The 23,542-nt window shown below is 52.9% G+C and carries 20 protein-coding genes; 8 read left to right on the top strand and 12 right to left on the bottom strand.

The window, feature by feature from the left end:
• Positions 1–30: 30 nt before the first annotated feature.
• The 3 genes from MKX64_RS19000 to MKX64_RS18990 form a co-directional block, all read right to left on the bottom strand.
• Positions 31–654, bottom strand: a complete 624-nt coding sequence (locus tag MKX64_RS19000) for a TraX family protein (RefSeq protein ID WP_095265816.1) — start codon at positions 652–654, stop codon at positions 31–33.
• 273 nt (positions 655–927) lie between these two features.
• Complete coding sequence (locus MKX64_RS18995; RefSeq protein WP_095265818.1) at positions 928–2,133, bottom strand: SLC45 family MFS transporter; 1,206 nt, start codon at positions 2,131–2,133, stop codon at positions 928–930.
• A 4-nt stretch (positions 2,134–2,137) separates the two neighbouring features.
• Positions 2,138–2,875 (bottom strand): glycerophosphodiester phosphodiesterase, encoded by a 738-nt coding sequence (locus MKX64_RS18990; RefSeq protein ID WP_095265819.1) that lies wholly within the window; start codon positions 2,873–2,875, stop codon positions 2,138–2,140.
• A 350-nt stretch (positions 2,876–3,225) separates the two neighbouring features.
• On the opposite strand from MKX64_RS18990, the gene MKX64_RS18985 reads away from it, so the two are divergent.
• The 3 genes from MKX64_RS18985 to MKX64_RS18975 are packed head-to-tail and all read left to right on the top strand — an operon-like array spanning position 3,226 to position 5,929.
• Positions 3,226–4,356 (top strand): ABC transporter ATP-binding protein, encoded by a 1,131-nt coding sequence (locus MKX64_RS18985; protein WP_095265820.1) that lies wholly within the window; start codon positions 3,226–3,228, stop codon positions 4,354–4,356.
• The gene (locus tag MKX64_RS18980) at positions 4,353–5,009 is read left to right on the top strand and encodes an ABC transporter permease (RefSeq protein WP_095265821.1); all 657 of its coding nucleotides are present in this window, start codon (positions 4,353–4,355) and stop codon (positions 5,007–5,009) included. The genes MKX64_RS18985 and MKX64_RS18980 overlap by 4 nt, the downstream gene beginning before the upstream one ends.
• A gap of 14 nt (positions 5,010–5,023) precedes the next feature.
• Positions 5,024–5,929 (top strand): glycine betaine ABC transporter substrate-binding protein, encoded by a 906-nt coding sequence (locus MKX64_RS18975; protein WP_095265822.1) that lies wholly within the window; start codon positions 5,024–5,026, stop codon positions 5,927–5,929.
• Between the two features lie 44 nt (positions 5,930–5,973).
• Here MKX64_RS18975 and MKX64_RS18970 read toward each other — a convergent pair whose 3' ends face one another.
• Together MKX64_RS18970 and MKX64_RS18965 are read right to left on the bottom strand one after the other, a co-directional pair.
• Positions 5,974–7,590, bottom strand: a complete 1,617-nt coding sequence (locus tag MKX64_RS18970; protein ID WP_095397809.1) for a response regulator — start codon at positions 7,588–7,590, stop codon at positions 5,974–5,976.
• 97 nt (positions 7,591–7,687) lie between these two features.
• Positions 7,688–9,310, bottom strand: a complete 1,623-nt coding sequence (locus MKX64_RS18965) for a cache domain-containing sensor histidine kinase (RefSeq protein ID WP_341037035.1) — start codon at positions 9,308–9,310, stop codon at positions 7,688–7,690.
• Between MKX64_RS18965 and MKX64_RS18960 the strand changes: the two genes are divergently transcribed.
• The gene (locus tag MKX64_RS18960; RefSeq protein ID WP_341037033.1) at positions 9,301–10,299 is read left to right on the top strand and encodes an RICIN domain-containing protein; all 999 of its coding nucleotides are present in this window, start codon (positions 9,301–9,303) and stop codon (positions 10,297–10,299) included. The two genes, MKX64_RS18965 and MKX64_RS18960, sit on opposite strands and share 10 nt — an antisense overlap.
• 77 nt (positions 10,300–10,376) lie before the next feature.
• Here MKX64_RS18960 and MKX64_RS18955 read toward each other — a convergent pair whose 3' ends face one another.
• The 5 genes from MKX64_RS18955 to MKX64_RS18935 form a co-directional block, all read right to left on the bottom strand.
• Positions 10,377–11,669 carry an MFS transporter gene (locus tag MKX64_RS18955; protein WP_095265829.1) on the bottom strand — a complete coding sequence of 431 codons (1,293 nt, stop codon included), beginning with the start codon at positions 11,667–11,669 and terminating at the stop codon, positions 10,377–10,379.
• 107 nt (positions 11,670–11,776) lie between these two features.
• Positions 11,777–13,480, bottom strand: a complete 1,704-nt coding sequence (locus MKX64_RS18950; protein WP_095265830.1) for a methyl-accepting chemotaxis protein — start codon at positions 13,478–13,480, stop codon at positions 11,777–11,779.
• A gap of 211 nt (positions 13,481–13,691) precedes the next feature.
• Positions 13,692–16,019 (bottom strand): RNA polymerase recycling motor HelD, encoded by a 2,328-nt coding sequence (gene helD / locus MKX64_RS18945; RefSeq protein ID WP_341037030.1) that lies wholly within the window; start codon positions 16,017–16,019, stop codon positions 13,692–13,694.
• A gap of 255 nt (positions 16,020–16,274) precedes the next feature.
• Entirely contained in the window at positions 16,275–17,330 is a 1,056-nt protein-coding gene (locus tag MKX64_RS18940; RefSeq protein ID WP_095265832.1) for an FUSC family protein, read from the bottom strand.
• A 77-nt stretch (positions 17,331–17,407) separates the two neighbouring features.
• Positions 17,408–18,061 (bottom strand): phosphatase PAP2 family protein, encoded by a 654-nt coding sequence (locus MKX64_RS18935; protein ID WP_341037029.1) that lies wholly within the window; start codon positions 18,059–18,061, stop codon positions 17,408–17,410.
• Between the two features lie 263 nt (positions 18,062–18,324).
• Between MKX64_RS18935 and MKX64_RS18930 the strand changes: the two genes are divergently transcribed.
• Positions 18,325–19,098, top strand: a complete 774-nt coding sequence (locus MKX64_RS18930; protein WP_095265834.1) for a metallophosphoesterase family protein — start codon at positions 18,325–18,327, stop codon at positions 19,096–19,098.
• Between the two features lie 112 nt (positions 19,099–19,210).
• On the opposite strand, the gene MKX64_RS18925 is transcribed toward MKX64_RS18930, so the two are convergent.
• Complete coding sequence (locus MKX64_RS18925; protein ID WP_095265835.1) at positions 19,211–19,405, bottom strand: hypothetical protein; 195 nt, start codon at positions 19,403–19,405, stop codon at positions 19,211–19,213.
• Positions 19,406–19,664: 259 nt separating this feature from the next.
• Between MKX64_RS18925 and MKX64_RS18920 the strand changes: the two genes are divergently transcribed.
• The 3 genes from MKX64_RS18920 (at position 19,665) to MKX64_RS18910 (ending at position 22,345) form a co-directional block, all read left to right on the top strand.
• A complete protein-coding gene (locus MKX64_RS18920) occupies positions 19,665–20,846 on the top strand; it encodes a peptidylprolyl isomerase (RefSeq protein WP_341037027.1) in 1,182 nt (393 codons plus the stop codon).
• 165 nt (positions 20,847–21,011) lie between these two features.
• Positions 21,012–21,359 carry a hypothetical protein gene (locus MKX64_RS18915; RefSeq protein WP_095265837.1) on the top strand — a complete coding sequence of 116 codons (348 nt, stop codon included), beginning with the start codon at positions 21,012–21,014 and terminating at the stop codon, positions 21,357–21,359.
• 164 nt (positions 21,360–21,523) lie between these two features.
• Positions 21,524–22,345 (top strand): YwaF family protein, encoded by an 822-nt coding sequence (locus tag MKX64_RS18910; RefSeq protein WP_095265838.1) that lies wholly within the window; start codon positions 21,524–21,526, stop codon positions 22,343–22,345.
• Between the two features lie 107 nt (positions 22,346–22,452).
• Here the strand turns inward: MKX64_RS18910 and MKX64_RS18905 are convergent, their stop codons facing one another.
• Positions 22,453–23,451 carry an aldose 1-epimerase gene (locus MKX64_RS18905; protein ID WP_095397798.1) on the bottom strand — a complete coding sequence of 333 codons (999 nt, stop codon included), beginning with the start codon at positions 23,449–23,451 and terminating at the stop codon, positions 22,453–22,455.
• Positions 23,452–23,542: the final 91 nt, after the last annotated feature.

The raw sequence follows: 23,542 nt of genomic DNA, 5'->3' as shown, positions 1-23,542 counted from the left end.
TGTTATATGAGCTGCATCGTATGCATTCCCTCACATGATGTATCTTGCCAGGGCGATGAGCACCAGATGCAGCGGGTAGAAGGAACGCCAGACCCAGCGGCTGACCTGCATTGACTCCAGTCGCTTCCAGAACTCCGGACCGTAGGCGATCACAACGGTGGGCAGCACACTCCACATCTGCATCTCCCAATTGTTCAGCAGCCAGAACAACAGGTTGAGCATAATATGACACGGCACGAGCCAGACTGATGAGGCATATCGGAAAATAAGAATCAACAGCAAGCCATATGCGCCATAGTCAAAAGGAAGATCATTCATCACCACACAGGCAGCAATAACGAGGATGACCGACAGGATCGCCGACTCCGACCGATCAAGCAAATACAAGATGACCGCCCCGACAAACAAGGTAACCACCACATTTAACCCATATGGATCAAGCGCCAGCTGGTACGGAATTTGCGAAATTACCGCGATCACCGCTAGGCGCATCATATAACGCGGTCTTGATGAAGTATGAAAGTGCCCCTGCACCAGTGCATAGACATAGATCGGAAAAGCGATGCGACCGATCACTCTCCACATCTCCTGATCCGGAAAAAACACAAGACCGATGTGATCAATCAGCATCGTAATCATCGCGATCCACTGCATACGCTTCCCTCCTCTCTTTATGTACTCCGCCCTTATTCCTGAAGGAAGGAATTTCGTCGCTATTCTCATTATCCGGCGCTTTTACATGATGTGCAAGTTTTAAGGCAAAAAGACATGGGGGCAACGCTTTAGCATGATGACAAGCAGTCGCACCGCTCGTTTCTCTCCCCCTCCTCTCGCAGACAACAAAAAAAGCCGAAGACAGCGAGCCCATGTCGGGGCTGTCTTCGACCATGACGCGGATATAAATGGACTGGAATCCCTCCTCCGAGTCTAGGAGAGCTGGGCAGAACTATCGTGCTGAAGGTCCGTCGCGCCTGTCTCGGTATGCCGGATCATCATCATGCAGATGAGCGCCAGCAGCATGCTGCCGGCCGCCGAGTAGAACAGGACGGAGTAGCCCGCGCTGTCAATCAGCCAGCCCAACAGCGGCGGAGAGGAAATTGCCGCCAGCGAGGAGACCAGGTAATACAGACCGGTTCGGGTTCCGATGCTTTCCTCCGAGCCTGTAGACACAACAAAAGGATAGGAGTTAATGTTGATGCAGGCCCAGAATATGCCTCCGATCGCCAAGGTTGCCCGCAGCACAATCAGGGACTCGACCATTGGCACAAGCGAGAAGACGATCAGAAGGCCGCAAATGCCGGTCAGAATCATCCGTTTTTTGCCCAGCTTGGCGCCAAGCCAGCCGCTTGGAATGGCAAACAGCACAAAGGCCAGCGAGAAGAAGGTCAAGGAGAATGAAGCCTCGGCTTCGGTCAGACCCATCTCGTTTTTGCCATACAATGTGAACAGGGTCTCTACACCCTGATAAGCTACAAACCAGAAAAAGATCGCGGCCAGCAGCAACACCGTGGTACGGTTCAGCTGGCTTCTGAACGAAGTGGCGGATGGAGACGGCTCTTCAACATAGGTGTGTGCGTCCCGCTTCTCCTGAATAAACTTCAACAGAATAAACAGGGAGATCAGGGTAACGGCCGCAGCGGCGATAAACGGCAGCGACTCATGGGTGTTGTACAGCATGGAGCCTGCAGCAAACGCCAGAATCGCCCCTACCCCGCCCATAAAATTAATGATGCCGTTCGCCCGCGTGCGGCGACGTTCCTCGGTAATGTCCGGCATCAGCGATATCGTTGGCGAGCGATACAAGCTCATGGACAGATTCATCATCACCATGAAAATCAGCAGGGTGGCCAAGCTGGTGTGAAACGGAAGAATAGCGGTAAACAGCGCGCCCAGCGGCATGCCGATCAACAGATACGGCATTCTTCTGCCGAGCCGCGTGCGCGTTCTGTCGCTCCGACGACCGATCCATGGCTGCAGGAACAAGGCAAAATAATTGTCAATCGTCATGAAAAATCCGATCCAGGCCACACTGGATATGTACTTTTCCAAAAAAAACGGAACGAATGCATTGTATAGCGCCCAAGTGATGCTAATGCTAAAAAAGCCAAATCCCAGCAGCCAGGTCTTCTTCACATGCTCACACTCCCTTGGCCTGCAGCAATCCCGCCAGGACATCCGGATGATCCGTGATAATGCCTGCAACACCGGCATCAATCAGCGCTTTCATCTCTTCCTCGCTGTTCACTGTGAACGGATGGTAGACGATGCCATGCGCCCGCGCCTCAGCCACCCATTCCGGACGAACAGCCAGACGATAGGCATGCAGCGCATCCGCCTTGACCGTTTGTGCATAGTCCCACGGATTATACAGCCCTTCCATATAGAGAATCCCGGTGCGAATCTCAGCGTCAATCTGCTTGCAGGCTGCCAGCGAGAAATGATTGAAGCTGGAGATGACCACTTGCCCGGACATCTTGAAGCGATGCACCGTCTCGATAACCTGCTGTTCGAGTCCGGCATATGGAATCACGCCATTCTTCAGCTCAATGTTCACCACAGTCCCTGTGCTGCTGGTCAGTTCGAGCAGCTCATCCAGCAAGGGCAGCTTCTCGCCGCGAAATGCCTCTCCGAACCATGAGCCTGCATCGAGTCCGGACAGTTCCGCATACGTATAATCCTTTACCAGTCCCTCGGCACCGGTCGTCCGCTTCAGCGTCTCGTCATGGATCAGGACGAGCTTTCCGTCCTTCGTCATTTGCACATCGGTTTCGATTCCCGTTGCTCCAAGCGCCAGCGCCTTCTCAAAAGCCGCCATTGTATTTTCCGGACAAGCGGCAGAAGCGCCGCGATGAGCGAAATTAATAATAGGTGTCATGAGCTTTTTCCTCCCGATCTTTAATATTCTTCTCTACTATATCTTCCATTTGTTAAGGCTATGTTATCGCTACGGAACCTATTCGACATTCCGCTGTTCTTTCGCCTCTATTTATGTGAGCGTTACCTTTACAGTGCAGCAGGCCGAAGGCAGCCCTCTGCATTCAGAGCCCGGACAAGCATAAATCGTCTCTTTGGAGGACACAGTAAATATATTCCGTTTCAAAACGCTCGCTTTGGGACAATAGAAAAAAGATAGCTAACTGTCTTCAGCTGCTTGCTGAAGACTTTTGCTCTTTACCGTCTTAAAACAGCTCAAGACACATAGAAGGGAATTATGGAGGGGTGTTCATGATCAAATTTGAGAACGTCAGCAAAACCTATCCGGATGGGTTCAATGCTGTCAAAGAGCTGAATTTTGAAATTCAGTCAGGGGAGTTTCTGGTTCTTATCGGCCCGAGCGGCTGCGGCAAAACGACCACAATGAAAATGATCAACCGGCTTGTTTCTCATACCGGCGGGACCATTACGATCCACGGTAAGGACATTCGCAAAACCGACCCGGTGGAGCTGCGCAGAAGCATCGGCTATGTCATTCAGCAGACCGGACTTTTCCCGCACTATACGCTGGAGCAAAATGTCGGGCTGGTGCCGGATCTGAAAGGCTGGGATAAGCAGAAACGAAAACGGCGGGTCTATGAGCTGCTCGATATGGTCGGGCTTGACCCGGACATCTATGCTTCCCGCTATCCGAAAGAGCTGTCTGGCGGCCAGCAGCAGCGCGTCGGTGTGGCCAGGGCGCTCGCGGCCGATCCGGAAATTATACTGATGGATGAGCCGTTTGGCGCGCTGGACCCGATCACGAGGGAGCAGCTTCAGGACGAGGTGCTCCGGCTGCAGCAGGAGATGAAGAAAACGATCGTGTTTGTCACGCATGATATGGATGAAGCGCTCAAGATGGGCGACCGGATCGGTGTGATGAAATCAGGCACGATGCTGCAGCTGGATTCGCCGGAGAAGCTGCTGCGCGAGCCTGGACACGGGTTCGTGGAAGAATTTATCGGGAAAAATCGGGTCTACCAGAACCCGACCTTCATTCCTGTAAAAGAAGTGATGCGCACCAACCCGGCAACCGTGGCCATCACCCGCTCGCCGCTGCGTGCGATCACCTTTATGCGCCAGCGAAAAACGGACACGCTGCTGGTCGTCGATGAACACGGCGTTCTGCAAGGACTGGTATCCGCCTATGATCTGCAGGCCAACATCGATACCGCTTCAACCGTCGAAGAAATCATGAAGCCTGTGCAGATTACGCTCCCTGACACCGCAACAGCCAAGGACGCGCTCATTTCGGTTACGGATGCGCCCTTCGGCATCATTCCGGTCGTGGACAGCCGCGGCAGGGTCGTTGGTGTCGTCACAAGAGGAACACTGATTTCCACCTTTGCAAGTCACTGGGCAGGAGGAGGCGAAGAAGCATGATGACATTATCGATCTGGGAACAATTCGGCAGACAGTTCAGCCTGCGCTGGGGAGAGCTGCTTGTGTCGATCGGAGAACATATCCAGCTGGTGCTGCTCTCCATGATCATTGCGATATTGATCGGTGTGCCAGCTGGCATATTGGTTACCCGTTTCTCCGCACTGCGGTCGTGGATCATCGGCGGGGCAAGCGTTCTTCAAACGATTCCCAGTCTGGCACTGCTCGGGTTCATGATTCCGATTCTCGGCATCGGGACAAAAACGGCGGTGGCCGCACTGTTCCTGTACTCCCTGCTGCCCATTATTCGCAATACGTACACCGGCATCAAGGATGTTGACCCTTCGGTCATCGAAGCGGCCAGAGGGATGGGACTAACCGGAAGACAGGTGCTGTTCCGGGTGCAGCTTCCGCTGGCCATGTCCGTGATCCTCGCCGGCATTCGCACGGCCACGGTAATCAACGTCGGTACGGCAACGCTGGCCGCCTTTATCGGCGCCGGGGGATTGGGTAATTTTATATTCCTTGGCATCACGCGCAACATCGATGCCTTGATCCTGCTCGGCGCGCTTCCGGCTGCTGTGCTGGCGCTGCTGCTTGACTATCTGCTGGGTCTGCTTGAACGGTGGACAACCCCGCGGGGACTGAAGGTATGAGGAGGCTGACTGTGATGGGAAAACGGAATTTCGCGCTGGCCTTCATGCTGGCGCTTCCCCTCCTGCTGAGCAGCTGCACGAATCCGCAAGCGCAGACGGGGAATACCGGGCCCGCCGACCTGGTGATCGGCTCCAAAAACTTTACCGAAAACATTATTCTGGCGCACATGATGGCCGATCTGATCGAGGACCGAACCGGACTAACGGTCAGACGGACCGTGAATCTGGGCGGCTCCAGCGTCACCTGGAAGGCGCTCCTGAACAACGACATCCAGCTCTATCCGGAGTATACCGGAACCATTGTGGCCAACTACTATCTCGAAGAGACAGGCACCGCCGAAGAAACGCTTGAGCGGACCAAAACGTTGCTGGCTCAGGACAATCTCGAATTTCTGGAGCCCCTTGGCTTCAACAACTCCTACGCGCTGGCTGTGACGCCGGAGACCGCCGAGCAATACAATCTGAGAACGTTCAGCGATCTGGCAAAGGTATCCGCTGAGCTTGAGCTCGGGGCGGAATTCGAGTTCACGGACCGGCCGGATACCTATCCCGGTCTAAGAGATCTGTACAATATGCACTTTAAGCGGGTCAAGGGCATGGACCAAGGCATTAAATATCGCCTCATTGCCCAGAACGATCTGGATGTGGCCAGCGCCTATACAACAGACGGCCAGATCAAAGTGATCAATCTGGTTATTCTGGAGGATGACAAAGGATTCTTCCCTCCTTATCATGCCGGCCCTGTCGTGCGCGACGATCTTCTGGCCAGGTACCCGGAAATCCGCGATGCGCTCAATGAGCTGGGCGGAAAGATCAGCGAGGAAGACATGCAGGAACTGAACGCCCGGGTGGATGAGGGCTATCGCGAGGATATCGTGGCCCGGGACTTCTTGATTGAAATCGGCCTCCTCCAGAAATGAGGAGGCTGTTTTTCTTGTGTGGGTGGACGTCTTGAGCGCAGCAGTTACACCTTGTGCTGCTGGCGGATGCGCTCGCGGTACTCTTTTGGCGTTACGCCCGTTTCATTTTTAAATACGCGGTTGAAGTGACGGATGTTGGAGAAGCCTGTAGACTCGGCAATGCTTGCGATCTTCTCGTCCGTGGAAGCCAGCCGTTTCTTGGCGTCCTCGATTCGCAGCTCTGTCATATGCTCGATAAAGGTCTTCCCGACCCGCTGCTTAAAAAGCGTGCTGAAATAGGCAGGGTTCAAATATACCCGGTCTGCAATCTCGGTCAACGTGACCGGCTCGCTGTAATGGCGCCTCATGTAGCGCAGCGCCAGCGAAATCGGATCGCTCTCCAGCTGCTTGCTCCCCGCAGCGATGACGGCCGCCAGATTGCCAAACAGCTGTCGGCACTGCTCCATTAGCTCTGTCCGAGAGCTGATCGAGCAAATCTCGATCAACAGGGCGCGAATATCCCGCCCGCCGAGCCAGGCCTTGGCGATGCCCAAATCCTCGGACAATTCGTAATAATGGATCAGCAGCTTGCAGATTTGCTGATGCACAAGCTCCGGAGTCGGGGCCTGCTCGCACAGCTCAAGCACAACCGAGTCAACCAGTTCGTGGATGCCATGCAGCCTGCCTTCATTGATCGCCTGCTCAAGCGCTTCCCAGGACCACTTCCGCCGCTCGGATCTAAGAAATTGCTGCTGCACCGCCTGCTCATACACAAGCACCTTGTCACCACCTACGACCAGCCGGTACAGAAGGGCGACCTGCGCCTCCCGAAACGTGGACAGCATCGATTCAAACCCTTTCACCGGGCGCCCGATCCCGATTGTCACCGTCAGGTTGGACAGTGACTTGATCTGCCGGCGCACGGATTCCGCCATGTCCAGCAAGCGTTTCTCCCCGCCCTCGCCATAGGGCAAGTTAATGAGGGCTGCCACCTCGGAGTCGGAGAACACAAAGCTGAACCCCTTCATCCGCAGATCGATCATTTCCTGTACAAACTGCTGAATATACAGCTGGAACAGGGACGGATCCGTCTTGCGATAACGATCATCATCCACGGAGTCCTTATCTAGCTTAATGACCATGCAATTGAAGAATGGCTCATTCAACTCGATCCCGATCTGGCTTAGCAGATCCAGATGAGCCTGCTGGACACTGCCTCGCATAATCCCCGCCACTAAATAGGCCGCCGCCTTCTGGCGCAGCTCCTGCCCTTCGAACGGCAGTTCCTGCTGCTGTTCACTCTGCCTCGATTGCCAGTCCCGCTTCAATCCGTCCAGCACCCGCAGCAGCTCCTCGCGCTCCACCGGCTTCATCAAATAATCGCGCGCCCCGCTGCGCATCGATTGCCGGGCGTAGGAGAAATCCTCATATCCGCTGATGACAACCACCTGCAGCTCAGGGAAACGCTCGCGTGCAATGTGCTGCAGCTGCAGCCCATCCATGCGCGGCATGCGAATGTCCGTCAACACCACGTCCGGACGATGTTTCTCCAGCAGCTCTAACGCTTCATAGCCGTCGCGGGCATCGGCCACGATGTCCCAATCCCCGCCGGAATCGGCGATCATCGCTCTGAGCCCCCTCCGAAAAATAGCTTCGTCATCCACAATCATGATCGTTGGCATTGGGCTGACCTTCCTTCCCTCAAATGAAATCTGGCAGATAGAATGGAATCGCTTGTGCAGCGGGGCGGCGTGCGGCGTACGGCTAGTTAGTGAACGATCACTCCGTATGTCGCTGTGCCGGCAATGTGATGATCACCTTCACTCCCTGGTACGGCATGCTCTCCAGCGTCAGGCCGTAAGCTTCCCCATAGTGCAGCACAATCCGGCGATGCACATTCAGCAATCCGTTGCCTGACTGTCCGCCCAGCTCCTTGGAATGCAGCATCCGTTCCCGGAGCGAATCAAGCTCCTCCTTAGTCAAACCAATGCCGTCGTCCTCAACGATAATGGTGAGCGTATTCGCATCGACCACGGCCCGAAGCTCGATACGCCCGCTGCCAATGCCCTTATCGATGCCGTGATTGATCGCGTTCTCCACAATCGGCTGAATCATCAGCGGGATGACCAGCAGATCCAGGGACTCGTCCGGCACTTGCTGCGTGTAGTGAATCCGCTCCTCGTAGCGGATTTTCTGAATGCTCATATAACCGCCGACATGAATCAGTTCATCGCGCAAGGTTACCCGCTCTTTGCGGTTGCTCAGACTGTAGCGGAGCAGCCGCCCCAAATTGTTGGACATCGTCACAATCTCGCGATTGCCCGCCACTTCAGCCAGCATGCTGATCGAGCCCAGCGTGTTGTAGAGGAAATGCGGATTAATCTGGCTCTGGAGGGCGGCAATTTGCGCATCCTTCTCCCGTATCTCCGTCTCATAGAGCAAATATCCAAGCTTGCTCAGCTTCGACACCATCATATTAAAGGCATGGCCGAGGCGGCCCACCTCATCCTCGGAATGCACGGGAAACTGGACGAGCAGCTCTCCCTGCTCCACCTTGCGCATGAGCCGGCTAAGCTTGCGCAGCGGCCGCGTGATGCGGTATGCAACGATAACTGAAACCGCTATCGCCAGCCCGATGCATACCAGCATCGCCAAAGCGATGGAATTGCGCACAATGAGGCTGTCCTTCATCAGCTCTTTGATGGGCACAGCACTAATCGTGGTCCATCCTGTCACCTCGGAGGTAACATAAGCGACAAGCCGCTTCTCACTTCCTTTCCCGCTGCCCTGAAGCACGCCTTGCCCGCTTAGTGCGCCGAGCTCCAGCACAGGCTGCGAGTCATCGCGCCGGATGACAGCCTGACCCTGGCCGTCCACGATATACATCATTTCGTGAGCGCTCGTCTCCGCCTGCTGCAGCAGCTTGCGCACACTGACAGGATCAATGTCAATGACGATGTACCCTAACGTGCGCCCGGTGTCAAAGCTGCGCAGCTCGCGGGCGATGGAAAATACCTGATAGGGCGTGCCGCTCGTAGAGACAACCTCATGCGTCGTTATGAAGGTAGGCTGACCGAAGCGGCTGCGCGCCTGCTTCAGCCAATCGGCGCTTTCGTCCAGCCTGTACGTGGTGATGTATTGGCTCTCGGGCAGGACCACATAGGAAGCGCCCTTCTCGCCGTACAGCGATACGCCCATAATATCCAGGCGGCCATTGATGAATATGGAGGAGACAAAGCGATTCAGACTTTCGATTTCCTCCAGCGACAACGGCTGTCCGGGCTCACGGGGAGATGAAATAAAGTCCATAATTTCCTTGTACGAATACGGGGTCAGCGTGAGCCGGTCAAGCTCGTTCATATAGGTGTCGATATTCAGCGAGACTTGCCTGAGTGTCTGCAATTGATAGCTCCCGACATTCTTCTCCATGGCATGCTGGAAGCTGGCGAAGGTGTAGACGCTGGAATCGGGAAATTCGCGCTCAGAAATTCACCTGGAATGCTGACAACACGCCGAATTTAGGCGTGCCGGTCCCGCCCAATACGCCGATACCGGTTCCATCGGGCGAGTCTCAGCGCGTTCGCTATGAAGCGGAGGAAGGCACATTCGGAGGTGCAGCCTATGCCTCCCCAGGTCCGGGCAGCTCCGGAGGCATGAAGGCCGGACATATCGATACCGCGGACAGTTTTGTCGAGTTTTCGGTATACGCAGCAGCGGCTGGTGATTACATCTTGTCCGCTCGCACGGCAAACGGAACGTCTGGCGGAGGCTGGTCCAATTTGAACATTACCATCAACGGCCGAACATCGCCGTTTCATGTCACGAACAAAGGATGGGATAACTGGGGATTGTCCACGATCCGCACCCATCTGAACGCAAGCTGGAATACAGTCCGCTTCACCAAAGGGAACGGCTATGCGGAAATCGACTTTTTTGATCTGACACCGGCGGAGCCTGCAGCATGGACCGGCTCCATCTACAAACTCATCAATCCAAACAGCGGCAAAGGGCTGGATGTCGCGGGAGGCGAGCGGGGCAACGGCACCAATGTGCAGATATGGGAGGATAATAACACCTCCGCCCAAGAATGGCGCGTGACCAGCCTTGGCGATGGCGCGTATACCCTGATCAATCCGAACAGCGGCCGGGCGCTGGATGTTGCCGGAACAGGCACGGCCGACGGCACCAATGTTCATATTTGGGATGACTTTGGCGGAAATCCGGCCCAGCGCTGGGCAATCATCCGCAGCAACAACGGCTACAAGCTCATCAACCCGAACAGCGGCAAGGCGCTTGACGTCGCCGGAGGCGGGACAGCAAACGGCACCAATGTGCAGATTTGGAGCGATTATGGCAATGCTGCGCAAACGTGGCAGCTGTACAGAAAATAACAATTCGTCATAGCATAAAAACAAGGGGATCACCCGTCACTGCAACATGACAGCGTGATCCCTATCTTATGTCGAAGTCAACGCAAAGCCGAGAGCCGCTTGTGGGTCAGTTCCTTTTTGCCCATGCCGCCCGGCTTTTTAAAATCCATCCGATACGTGCCTTCACCCGAGCCCCCCTTGGACTCCGGCTTAACCGCAAACAGACTCAACAGGCCGCCCAGCAGAGATACGCCCGCCAGCGTGCCGAACAACGCCCAGCGGTTGCCTCCCATCAGAAGGGACACGGCCGGCGGGCCGAGCGACACCCCGATGAAACGCATGCTGCTGTATAGCGACGTAATCGTGCCACGCTGCTCCTTCTCGATGCCTTCGGTAAGCAGCGTATCCATGCAGGGCAGCACCATCCCGATCCCGATGCTTCCGAAACTCATCAGGCCTAATACATATATGATTTGGCTCGTGAAGCCGACAGCGATCAATGAAACGGTTAACAAACTCATTCCGGCAAATCCGGTCCACTTCATGGCCGCCTTGTTTTTGCCCGTAAATTTGCCTGCAAGATACGAGGCAAGACATAAAAAAGCGAGGGGGATCGCAAGCACCAGACCTTTAATGACGCCGTGAAGATGATGCTTGCTTTCAAGCGTCTCTGACAAATAAAAAAGCAGACCAAACACGCCAAACATCGCGATGCCCCCGATCGCAAAAATGGCGTAAACCCATCTTCCCTTCTCCCGGAGCACTTTTTTTGTCGTTCTCAGAAATTCCCCAATCGACTGCTCGTTCTTCTCATTCTTAGGCACCTTGACCAGAAAGATCACAAGCACCAACGAAATGAGACTGATAATCGGAATAGCCACAAAAGGAAGAAACCAGATAAAACTCCCAAGCAGCGCGCCGAGAATCGGGCTTAGCACCTTCCCGAAGGTGTTGGAGGTCTCAATAATGCCGAGGCTCTTGGCCACTTTTTCCTCGTTGTCGAACATGTCGCCGACAAGCGGGATCACGATCGGGAAAGCGCCTGCCGCACCAATCCCTTGTAGAAACCTGCCCGCAAGGATGACCGTATAGGCTGTCCCGCCTTCCATCATCCATGCCGCAGCAGCTGACACCGCCCCGCCAGCCGCTGTAATAATCAAACTGGGAATGATGATCTTCTTGCGGCCAAACCGATCGGACAAGTAACCTGCGATCGGAATCAGCAGGATGGCAACGACAGCATAAACGGTGATGATCATGCTGACTCGAAAGGAGCCGATCCCAAGTGCCCTGGAGATTTGCGGCAAAACAGGTATAAGCATTGAATTGCCCAGGGTCATAATGAGAGGTATGGAAGCAAGGGCAACCAAGTCCCATTTCTTTTTTTCCATGAGAAGACCACCTTTATGCTTTCTGCATCCATATTGTAGGTTAAATGGCCTTTAATATGCATGCGTAAAGGTGGTCGTTTTTTCCCATATTAACGTTATGAGCCGAACTATACTTTAAAACCGGACATCAGCTGGCGAAGTCTGCCTGACATTTCGTTCAGTTCTTCTACCGACATCGAGATTTCCTCCATGGAGGCAAGCTGTTCTTCGGTTGCTGCGCTGACGCTTTGCGTGCCGCCTGCTGTCGTTTCCGTGACTTCCTGAATTCTGCGGATGGCTTGAACGAGTTCTTCCACGCCGTAATTCATTTCATCCGTTGCAGCCGTCACCCCGTAAATTTGTTCATTGAGCTGCACGATGGACTGCTCGATATCTTTGAACGCCCGCTCTGCTCCCTGGGCGACGCTCATGCCCTCGGTAACTTTGTGGGTTCCGTTCTCCATCACATTCGCCAGCTCATAAATGTCCTGCTGCAGCTCCTGTACAAATTGCTTGATTTCAATCGAGGAGTTGGAAGCCTGCTCAGCCAGCTTGCGTACTTCGGAAGCAACAACCGCAAAGCCCCGTCCGTGCTCGCCGGCACGCGCCGCCTCAATCGAGGCGTTCATGGCAAGCAGAGACGTCTGTTCGGCAATTTCAATGATGATCTGACCGATGGAGCTGATGTTTGTTGCCTTCTCACCGAGGGAGCGCACCGACTGCGCGGATTCATCCACACTGCTGCGAATGTCGTCCATCTGGTTCAAGGTTTGCAGGATAGCCTGCTCGCCGTCGGAAGCCAGCTGATTGGTCCTCGAAGCCAGGCTGGATACATCCTTGGCCGTTTCGGCGATATGCTTCATGCCTTCCGACATATCCGTCGCCGTTGTCGTTGTTTGCTCAGTATCGGCAAGCTGGTTCTCTACACCGGCCGCCAGTTCTTCCATAATGCCGGCCGTTTGCTGGGAAGCCTGCCGGATTTCGACCGTGCTCGATTTCAGTTGTGCCGCGGATTCGCCGACTTTTTCTGCCGTTTGCTGAACCTGCATGACAATATTTCTGAACCCTTCTACCAATTTATTATACGCATCCGCAATATCTCTAATCTCGTCCTTGGTTGTAATGTTCAATCTCGTTACCAAGTCGCCTCCGCCTTCAGCAATCTTCAACAATTGGTCCTTCATTGTATTCAGCGGCCGAATGGAACGAATCAGCAGGTAAGCCTGAACAATATAGTAGCCAACGGCAATCACCCCGAATAACAGCATCGCGCTTCGATTCCATGAGCTGCTGCTCATTGTTTGATTAATCCGCTCATTAAGCTCCTGATTCTTCTCTTCCGTAAAGTTCGCGATCAGGCTTGCAAATGCAGAGCGAATGCTTTGCTCCTGTTTATACGATTCCTCGTAAACCCGGAACGGAACCGCTTTGTAGAAGCCGGTGTCGTAACCAAGCTTATTCAATACGGTCATGACAGCCTGCTCATATTCTTCGAAACCGGACTCGATTTCGGACAGCATCTCCAAATCAGACTCTTCGCTCATAAGCTCTCTTGTGCTTGTCAGAAGACTGTTAATCTCACTTCGCTTGACGTTCAAATCTTCTGTATAAGCAAAATCCCCGGTCAACAAAAACCCGCGTTCATTATTAGCAATTCCTTCCAGATTCTTCTCAATCTGAGTCAGGTTATAAATAATCTGCTCGTCTACATCGATAATCTCATTAAAATTCTGTTCGGTTGAATAGGATGATACAAATGCGATGAAGACAATAACAGCCGTTGCAAGCGTTAATAAAGAAGACGAAATGACCATTTTTGTTCTTATTTTCATTCCAAAGCACCGACCTTCTCTTATTTGAAATAAAACCCCCTAGTATTTTTTCGGACGTTTGAATAGGAAAGTGAATAGATCGCTTTTGTGCGGAATCGCTTACATTTATATTTTTTTGTCCATTGGTCAAAATTTTTTCGTCAGCGGCGATTTCCCCATCAAAAAAGGCTGCAGAGATGACTCTCTTGGCAGCCTTTTTATGCAATTCATATTATGGATTCGGCAGAAACCGGCTCTTCTCTCCGATATGATACACATGCAGCACATGCATGGCCCGCGTACATGCGGTGTAAAACAGCTTTCGCTCGCTTTCCCGGCGATACACATCGGCAGAGCCGTTATAGATAATAACAGCATCAAACTCCACACCCTTGGCCAAATAAGCGGGAACGACAAGCGTCCCTTTCTCGAAAGAAGGCGTCGTTTTGGTGACGAGACGGGTCTGAAGCGTTGCCGACAGACGCTCATGGACCTGCCGGCTTTCTTCGGCCGTTTTGCAAATGACAGCCACATAATTGTAGCCCTGCTCATGCAGCTCGCGGAGATCGCGAATCACCGCCTCATCCAGCGACTTCTCGTCCGCCTGCTGGATGACCCGGGGCGCCTCGCCTGGCCGGTTAAATGGAACGATCCGCTCTCCGCCCGGTATCATTTGACGAGTAAACTCTACAATTTCATAGGTTGAGCGGTAGCTCCGCGTAAGCGATATGACCTCCGTATCCTCTGCCCCATACAGGCCCACGAGGTTCTCCAGGCTTCCAAGCGCCTCGCCATGGGCGTAGATCGCCTGATTCAGATCGCCAAGAACCGTCATTTTAGCCCTTGGGAACAACCGCTTCAGAAACTCAAGCTGAAATGCGGAGTAATCCTGCACCTCATCCACAATGACATGACGGATGGCGGTGTTGGTTCTGAAGCCTTGAAGCAGCTCCTTCAAATACAGAAACGGCGTTGCGTCCTCATACAGCAATCTTTTATCCCGCAAAGCCTGCAAGGTCAGGCTGCAAATCTCCTCCCAATGCGCTGGGATGCTGTCCGCATCTATGGCTGCCTGCCGAAACAGCGCCTGATCGGTGAACAGTCTCCGGTACATGCCGGTAACATTGACATACCGCAGCCGCTTGATCCAGCGGCGAACCGGTTTCAGCCGATCGCTGACGACCATCCGTGCAAGCACGTCTTTCTCGACATCATGATCGTTAAAGGTCGTGTCTTTTTTGTTCTGTTTCCGGCGCATCGTTTGGAACGCCCGTTGATAGTCCTCGATATCCAGCAGCTGCATCTGTTCTTCAACCCACGGCTCCTTTTTCTCTGCCTGGGCGAAATCCGCAAGCCGCTTCAGCAGCCATTCACGCATCAAGTCAATGCGACCGGCCAGCTTCACAGCACGATCATAGCTGTAGAAATGGGCCGCCATCTCATCAGCGCTGACCACCACCTTGCCCTGGAACACAATCGGCTTGAACATCATGCCTTCCTTCTCCAGCATCTCTTTGTAGCGTCTGATCGTATCCAGGAAGGCGACCGAAGATTTGTAAGTAATGCTCTCGATGCGCGCCCGGTATTCCGGAGTATCCTCGCTGTTCAGCAGTGATTCGGTCTGTGTGAACACATCCTCCAGTTCAAACTCCTTGCCGAGACGGTGCTCCAGATAGGCCTGAAATGTCGTCTGCTGCATGTTGTCTTCCCCAAGCTCCGGCAGAACGGAAGATACATAGCTGTTAAACAGCGGATTCGGGGAAAACAGCAGCATCTGGTCGGCCCGCAACGAGCCGCGGTATTTGTAGAGCAGGTAGGCCACGCGCTGCAGCGCGGCGGAAGTCTTGCCGCTGCCTGCCGCCCCCTGTACGATCAGCATACGGGTCTTGTCATTGCGGATCACCGCATTCTGTTCCTTCTGAATCGTGGCCACAATGCTCTTCATCCGATCATCCGCACTATGGCTGAGCACCTGCTGCAGCAGTTCGTCTCCAATGGTGACCCCGGTGTCGAACATCACCTGGATCTTGCCGTCATGAATGATGAACTGGCGCTTCAGCTCCATCTCCCCGCTGACTTCACCTGAAGGAGTTTCGTACTTGGCAGGACCGGGAGCCCCGTCATAGTACAGGCTGGATATGGGCGCACGCCAGTCATACACAAGGAAGCTCTCCATATCCTCATCCAAGAATGAACCGGTCCCCAAATAAATGGACTCTGTCTCAGACGATCCATGTTCTTTGAAATCAATTCTCCCGAAATAGGGGGACTCCACCAATTTTCTATATTTTTTGAGCAGCTTGCTGGATTGCAAATGCGCCCGTTCCCGGTCAGATAACACCTGCGACTGCTGCCTGAGGTTCGTGGAGGTTTCCCCCAGATCATCCGGGTTGCTGAAGTTCACCGTAACCTCATCCCAGAAATCCTTCCGCATATCGATAACATCGCCGCGTATTTGGCCCACATCGGCCTCCAGCTGCGCGATTTTATGTTTGATTTTACCTGTGACTTCGGTAACCCGCTGCTGTTCGTCTTTCCAATCTTGCTCACTGATCGCCATTTTTCCATCCCCCCATTTTACTGGTTGACAGCTCTGAACATCTCTGTTATAATAAAATTGATGTATTCTGTCTATTATATTTCTTTTGTTGAGAAACCAGTTTCCATTGTATCAGCCTATATTATATTTATCAATAGAGTATCCAGCCCCCCGGTATATAACCGGATTTTTTTATTTATACATCGTAACTAGCAAATCAGCAGCCGGCCCGAATACTTGGACCAGCTGCTGTTCTTATATGATCTTGAGCGCACCCTACCTTCCTAGCCAGGACAGATACGCATCATCTCCATCCTTCTCGCCCAGACGGTTGATTTGTTCCGCAACCCGGTTCAGACGATCGAGTTGATATCCGTAATCATACATAGCCGCTGCGACGACGGACAGGCGCAGTCCTCCGGATTCCGAGCCATGGACTTTCATGACCCGCTCCATAAACTCCTCGTTGCACGCGGACATACTATCCGCTTCATGCTCATTGGGCTTCAGCTTTCCTTCGAATTTCCACAAAATATGTTCATGGTATTTCATCAGCCGCTCCAGGTTCTGATCAAACTCGGCATCCACCTCTTCGGTGCGTTCTGCCTGGAAGTAGTGATTCTCCACGGCATCGAGCACCTCGTACCCTTTGCGCAGCGACTGCAGCAGCTGCTTGTAGACAACCAGCTGTCTGGCCTGGCTATATTTGGCCCGTTTCAGCTTCTTCTGCTCTTCCTCGAACAAATTATATTTGTCAGACAGCGATTTAATCGCGGCTTCAAGCGCCTTCTTTTCGGCACGATAGACGGAATCTTTCATCTCATGCGAAATGGCTGTGCGCAGAAGCAGCGACATTTTCTCAAAAACGCTGTGAATCCGCTCGAAATATTGCTCTTTAGGTTTGGGCGGGAACACAAGGATATTGATAAGAAAAGCAGATATGATACCGATAATCGTTAGTATGAAGCGGTTGAGCGCAAAATCCCACTGACCCGAAGCCTCCATTACGGAGATGACCGTCACCAGCGTCAGGCCGATCGTCTCTCCCATGTTCAGCTTCATACATATCATGATGACGACGATGCAGATCAGGCCGACAGCAATCGGCTGATTGGACAGAAAGTATCCGCCCAGCATCGCGAGAACGGCCCCCAGCGTGCTTGTCTGCAATTGATCTAGGAAGTATCTCCATGACCGATAAATGGATGGCTGCATGGCGAATATGGCCGCAATCGCCGCCACAACAGGCGACTCGAACTCAAACAGCATCGTCAAATATAGCGCCAGCGTAACCGCCAGGCCGGTTTTGAACATCCTTGCACCAAATGCCACGAAAGAAGCCTCCCTTCCTGCATTCTATTACCCGCCGCTGCATTACGTTATGCAACAGGCGCTGTGATCATGAGGCACTATGAAGTTCGCCCGAACCTTCGCTCATAAAAAGCTACACACAAGGTTAGCCAAAAGGCAGCGGCGAAATACCCTCCAACAATGTCGCTCGGATAGTGAACCCCCAAATAGATTCGGCTCAGCCCAATCGCGGCCATCATCACAATCGCCGCAGCAAGCAGAATCAATTTCCCCGCGCGGCCCGGCATATATCTCCACAGCAAGTAAGCAAGAACACCGTAAAAGGAAACGGAAGACATCGCATGCCCGCTCGGATAGCTGTAGCCGGCCGCTTCCGCCAAACGGTATATCTCCGGCCGCTCCCGTTGAAACTGCCATTTAAGCAGGGAATTCAATATCGGAGAACCGGCCACTACCGCAAGCATAAGCAGCAATTCCGTCCGAAACCGGAGCCGAATATAGAACATGAAGGCCAGGATCAGACAGATGATAAACATCGGAATCACCGATCCGATATAAGATAAAACCTGTGCTGCCTGCGTGATCCGGGGGTGCTCGCCTGCTTGCACGGCATCGATAAGCGGCGGATCCAGCCAATCTGTGCGATGCTGCGCGACAAGCAGGGACATTATGATAAATCCGGCAAGGCTAACCGCTCCTAATATCCAACGAATACGCGGCCATCGCTCTGTATGTATCATTCTTATAATCATTCAGACTCCTTCCAGCAACATTATCAGCATCATCTCCAACCGAAGATAGATATATTATCACATTTTGGCGGGAAGTCCCAAGTATATTCTGCTCAAATGAAGCGGGATTAGTCTGTTAAAGACGAGTTCTCGCCTTCCGATAAGTTATTTTACCGTATTTTTTCTTCAAAAAAAGCAGGGTTATCGGACTTAAATAGGGAACACATTACGTCGGGAATAGATCGCGTCAATCTGTCCATATTACACAGAAGGGAGGTACTTGGATGAGGACCATTGTCATCAGCGATATCCACGGGTGTTATGATGAATTTAACACCATGCTGGAGAAGGTCCGTTATCGCCCGGCTGAGGATCAATTGCTGCTGCTTGGCGATTATGTGGACCGGGGCATGAAAAGCAAGGATGTGGTCGACCAGGTCATCAAGCTGCATGAGCAGGCCGGGGCCGTCGTGCTGAAAGGCAATCATGATGATATGATGCTTAAGGCGCTGCTTGAAGAAAATGCGCGGTATCAGTATCACTGGCTGAGCAACGGCGGCAGCCAAACCTTGCTCAGCTATTGCAGCGAAGTCATTACAGGCGACATTATGGAGCCCGAAGTCTTTCAGGCGGCCAAAACATACATATTAGAGCATTACCGGCATCATCTCGATTTTCTCCAGTCCCTGCCCCTCTATCATGAGGGAGAGAAGCACATCTTTGTCCACGCTGGAACCAATCCGGCCTATGCGGACTGGAAGGAGCAACCCGGCGACGATTTCATGTGGATACGGGATGCGTTCTACAACCATCCGACCGGACTTGGCAAAACCGTTGTGTTCGGGCATACGCCGACGTTCCATTTGCATCACACCGGCGAAGTCTGGTTCAGCCCGCACGGGGACAAGATCGGCATCGACGGCGCCTGCGCTTATGGCCACCGTCTTCTCTGCCTGGAAATTGGGAACGATGATGAATATAAAACATACGCCGTACCGAATGCTGCAAATGAATGGCCGGAAGATTCCCCGCTGGAAATGGAATCGACCGAACCTTAGGGCTTAAGCGCCCATCGGGTTCGGCCGATGCGATGTTACCCAGACATATGTATCATGGAATCCTGTCAGATTCGTGCATGCCAGGTTATGGATGAGGCTCTGCCCGGACTGATCAATCAACCAGCGCCCAGATCGTTATGAAGCCGATCAGCGCAATCAGATAAATGACAACCAGCTTTACGATGTTGTTCTTGGTCTTCCGCTCATATTCCGGATTCGACTTTCTGTTTTCCTGGGACAGTCCGACAAGCATCGTAGCGATGCCGCCGATTAACGCCAAGGTAATGACCATTATGTACAAAAGCAATGCGCAATCCTCCTTATGAACAGGGACATGCCGGACAGCAGCACAGCGTTCTCCAGCAGCTCAATTACGTTTATTTCCATTATATGAGATGATTAGCGTCAAGTCCATGTCACTTTATTAACAATCATATCCGCATGTGCAGAAGCTTTGCTCCGCGGCAATTTTTATTTTTTATTAAGGTAAAAAGCGCGGCAATCTGGTACAGTTAAAAAGTGGAACAAGCCATAAATACATGCCTTTGAAGGGAGTCAACATTTACATGAAAGATCAAGATCTGCAATCAACGAATCCGGGTCCGCCGGAGGATGAGCAAGGAAAAACCAATGAGAATGAACGCGAGCTTCAACCTGAGCAGGTTGCTCCTTCTGATGATCATACAGAAATGACGGCATCAGAAGATCCGCATGCACCGGAGGAAGAGTCCGCGCTGGAAATACAACCTGAGGAGTACAACGCCAACGAAGACACAACCCAAGACGAGCAGTCATCGGACCCGGTCGGTGTCATGGTTGCCGACCAGCCAGCTGGCCAGACTGAGCAGGCTGCCAGCGGCGGGGGCGGCGGCAACAAGGGCTGGATGATCACTTCACTTGTGCTTGCTGCAGCGCTTATTGTCGTCCTGATCGTGCCGCCATTCGGTAAGAGCTCCAATAACGATGCGGTTGCGCGGGTCAACAATGTCGATATTACGAAAGACAGCCTGTATGAAGAGATGGTGAAGGCTGGCGGGCCGCAAACGCTGGACGGCCTGATTACAATGGAAGTGATCCGCCAGGCGATGGAGGAGCAATCCCTCACCGTGACGGAAGAAGATCTCAACAAAGAAATTGATGCCTTGAAGGCATCGTTCCCTTCCGAGGAAGATTTCAATACGGCGCTTGGACAAGCGGGCATGACCATCGATGATTTGAAGGAGCAGGCCACAACCCAGATTCAGCTGAAAAAGCTGCTTGGCGACAAGGTTCAGCCGACCGAGGAAGAAATTGAACAAACCTACGAGCAGAACAAGGACCGATACGCCACGCCGGAACAAGTCCGAGCTTCCCACATCCTGGTAGAGACGAAGGAAGAAGCTGAGGAAATCGAGAAGCAGCTGAAGGAAGGCGCCGATTTTGCCGAGATCGCTGCCGAGAAGAATGAGGACGCCACCAAGGATCGAGGCGGTGACCTGAACTTCTTTGGACGCGGAGAGATGGACCCGGCATTTGAAGAGGCTGCCTTCAAACTGGCGGTCGGCGAAATCAGCGGTCCGGTACAAAGCTCTTTCGGCTACCATATCATTAAAGTAACCGACAAGAAGGAAGCAACCAATCCGACGTTCGAGGAGAAGAAAGAAGAAATCCGCGAGGAGCTCATTAACCAGAAGGTTTACGAGAAGGCGAACGGCTTTGTCCAGGAACTGAAAAACCAAGCTACGATTACAAACACACTGGAGGACTAAGCAGCTCCGAACCTGTGTTTAGCATTGATTTTGTTGCCCTGTGCTTGATGCGCAGGGCAATTTATTTTAAGTTTACACAAAAATCCCTTTTCAACTCATTCCGGTTCATGTTAAAATGAAAGCGTTACCAATTAGTTGGACTTTGAAATAAGGGGGAAGCACAGAATGATGAAACACGCATCGCAAAGCCGAAACGTGTACGAGGACTTCGTTGTGGAGACGGACATTCTGTTCTTTAAAACCGGTTCACATGGTTTGGTCAGCTTTCACGGCAGAAACTACAATATTACAAAGAGAATGACTGCCGAACAACTTCGCGGCCTGCTCTCGGATAAAACCTTTTACCCTGTATACTCCAATTGCTATGTGAATGTGCGGAAGATCACCGCTTTGGAGCAAGGCGTTGCCTACTTTGGCGAGATGGCCCCATCGGCCAAGCGGCTTCGCATTCCTCGCTGGAAGCAGGAGGCGATCAAACGTCTGATGGGTTCGGTTGAGCAGTTCGCCACTTAACATGACATCAACTTATCGCTCCAAGACAAAAGAAAAGCAAACGCCCCGTTTAGCTCTCGTTAAGCGGGGCGTTTTGTCATTGGTCATTGATCATAGATGATTGGTTATTAGTGATTGGGTCATTATGATTGAAAGCACCAGCTCATATTCAAAAATGCCCGTTCATGGTAAGATCATCGGTAACAGAGTCAACCCGCACGAAAGGAGCGATCCCCATCGAATCGCTATTTGATCCGGACTACCCGCAGCGGTTTGCCGCCTTTGCGGCTGACCATTGGAGCGCGATTGCTGCACTATGCCTGTCGGCCCTTCTGCTATACTGGTTTCGCAACAGGCTGGCCGGCAGCGACCGTGCTCAAAGCATCGTCAAATGGACACTGCTGACCGCCTTGCTGCTTCCTGAAGCGGCGCTTCATATCTGGTATGGCGTCAAGGGCGTCTGGAATCCTGCTACTTCCCTGCCGCTGGAGTTGTGCAGCCTGACCCTGTTTTTGTCCGCGGCATTGCTGATCACAGGCGCTGATAAATTATATCCGCTTGTGTATTTTGCCGGTATCGGCGGGGCCATGCAGGCGATATTGACACCGAGCCTGGATTACCCGTTTCCGCATTTTCGCTTCTTTCACTTCTTCATTATCCACAGTGCGATCATCCTCACCGCGCTCTATATGACATGGGTGCGGAAATACAGGCCAACCTGGCGCTCCATCGGCTGGACGATGCTGTTCCTGAACGGTGCTGCGCTGGCAGTAGGACTGATCAACATGGCGCTCGGCTCCAATTATATGTTTCTTATGCGCAAGCCCGAGACGTCCTCTCTGCTGGACCTGCTGGGCCCGCATCCGTATTACATTCTCGCGGAGGAACTGATTGCACTGATGCTATTTGTGGTCATGTACGCGCTCTTCTTCGCGCTTCCTTCCCGAGTGGCCCGCTATCGGAAGCGCGCAGCTCCGAAAGCCGGCTCCTCCTCTTCCATCGATTAACGAATCAAAAAAACGCATCCGGCATCGGCAGGAGTGCCTGCAGACGGGATGCGTTTTTGGGTGGAACGGCTGCGGTCCATTTCCTTAGCAGAAATCAGCAGAAGGAATCAGCCGTTGTTTCTAACATATAATCGAGAGGTTTCCTCCCAGATCTCTCCCGGCTCCAGACCGAACAGTCCGATTTCGTCCGCCGGAAGCTTCACATTCGGCGCATTGACCAGGTTGATTTGCGGCTCTGGACAGAAGAACTTCCCGGCAGCGCCGTTGTTCCAGATCATCCATTGCTTGTAGGAAGCTCCTACATCATATACGAGCGTCTTGCCGATATTGGAATCGGTCAGCTCCATCCGGTTTCGGCCGTTCTGGGGAACTGCGGTATAGTGGTTATCCATCGACGTGAAGAACGGGCTGACCCCTTCTCCCTGCAGCTGCTTCTCTTCCGCAGTCAGCGGCTGATATTTGCCCGTCGGCAGCATCCGTCCATCCAGTTCCCAGCGCTCGCCGATCGTAAGTTTAACCTTGCAATCCGCCTCGGTGCTGCCCGGAGCAAACGGCGCATTGACCGCCGTATGGAACGCCAACAGACAAGGCATCGACTCACGGCCTTCATTGCGAATGAAGACGTGCTGGGACAATCCGTCCTCGCTCAAAGCGTAACGCAGACGGAAGGTGAACGTGTGCGGAAGCATGCGGTATACCGGATGATTCTCGTCAATCTTCACGGATACGGTTACATAGCTCTCGGAAGCGGTGCTGCCGAACTCTTCCACACGCCATGGAATCGTATGCAAGAAACCGTGCAGGTGGTTGCCTGTGGACTCCTCGTTGACCGGGAATTGATATGTTTTTCCGTTCCAAGGAAATTTGCCGTCCTCATAACGGTTTGGCGGAAACAGCACCGGGATGCCGTGCACGCCAGGGTTGGCCTTGAACTGCTCCATCTCCGATTCGGCTGGCTCGCGCAGAAAACGGTAACCGCTTTCGGTATCGCGAAATGCAATCAGATTGCCGCCGATTTCCGGCAGCACCACGGCTTCATATGGTCCAAACTGAAGCCATACTGCCTTCTCACCCTGATAGGTTCCTTCATATGCTTTATGACTCACGCTAGATCTCTCCTCTCAACTAAGAACGCTAATAGATTACCATAGAAAGCACGGTCATTCTATCCTTTTTGGCACACTTCGAGACAGTGGA

This window comes from Paenibacillus sp. FSL M8-0334 (assembly GCF_038000405.1).
GTDB classification, from domain to species: Bacteria; Bacillota; Bacilli; order Paenibacillales; family Paenibacillaceae; genus Paenibacillus_AQ; species Paenibacillus_AQ campinasensis.
This window is presented reverse-complemented; position numbering and strand designations above follow the sequence as displayed.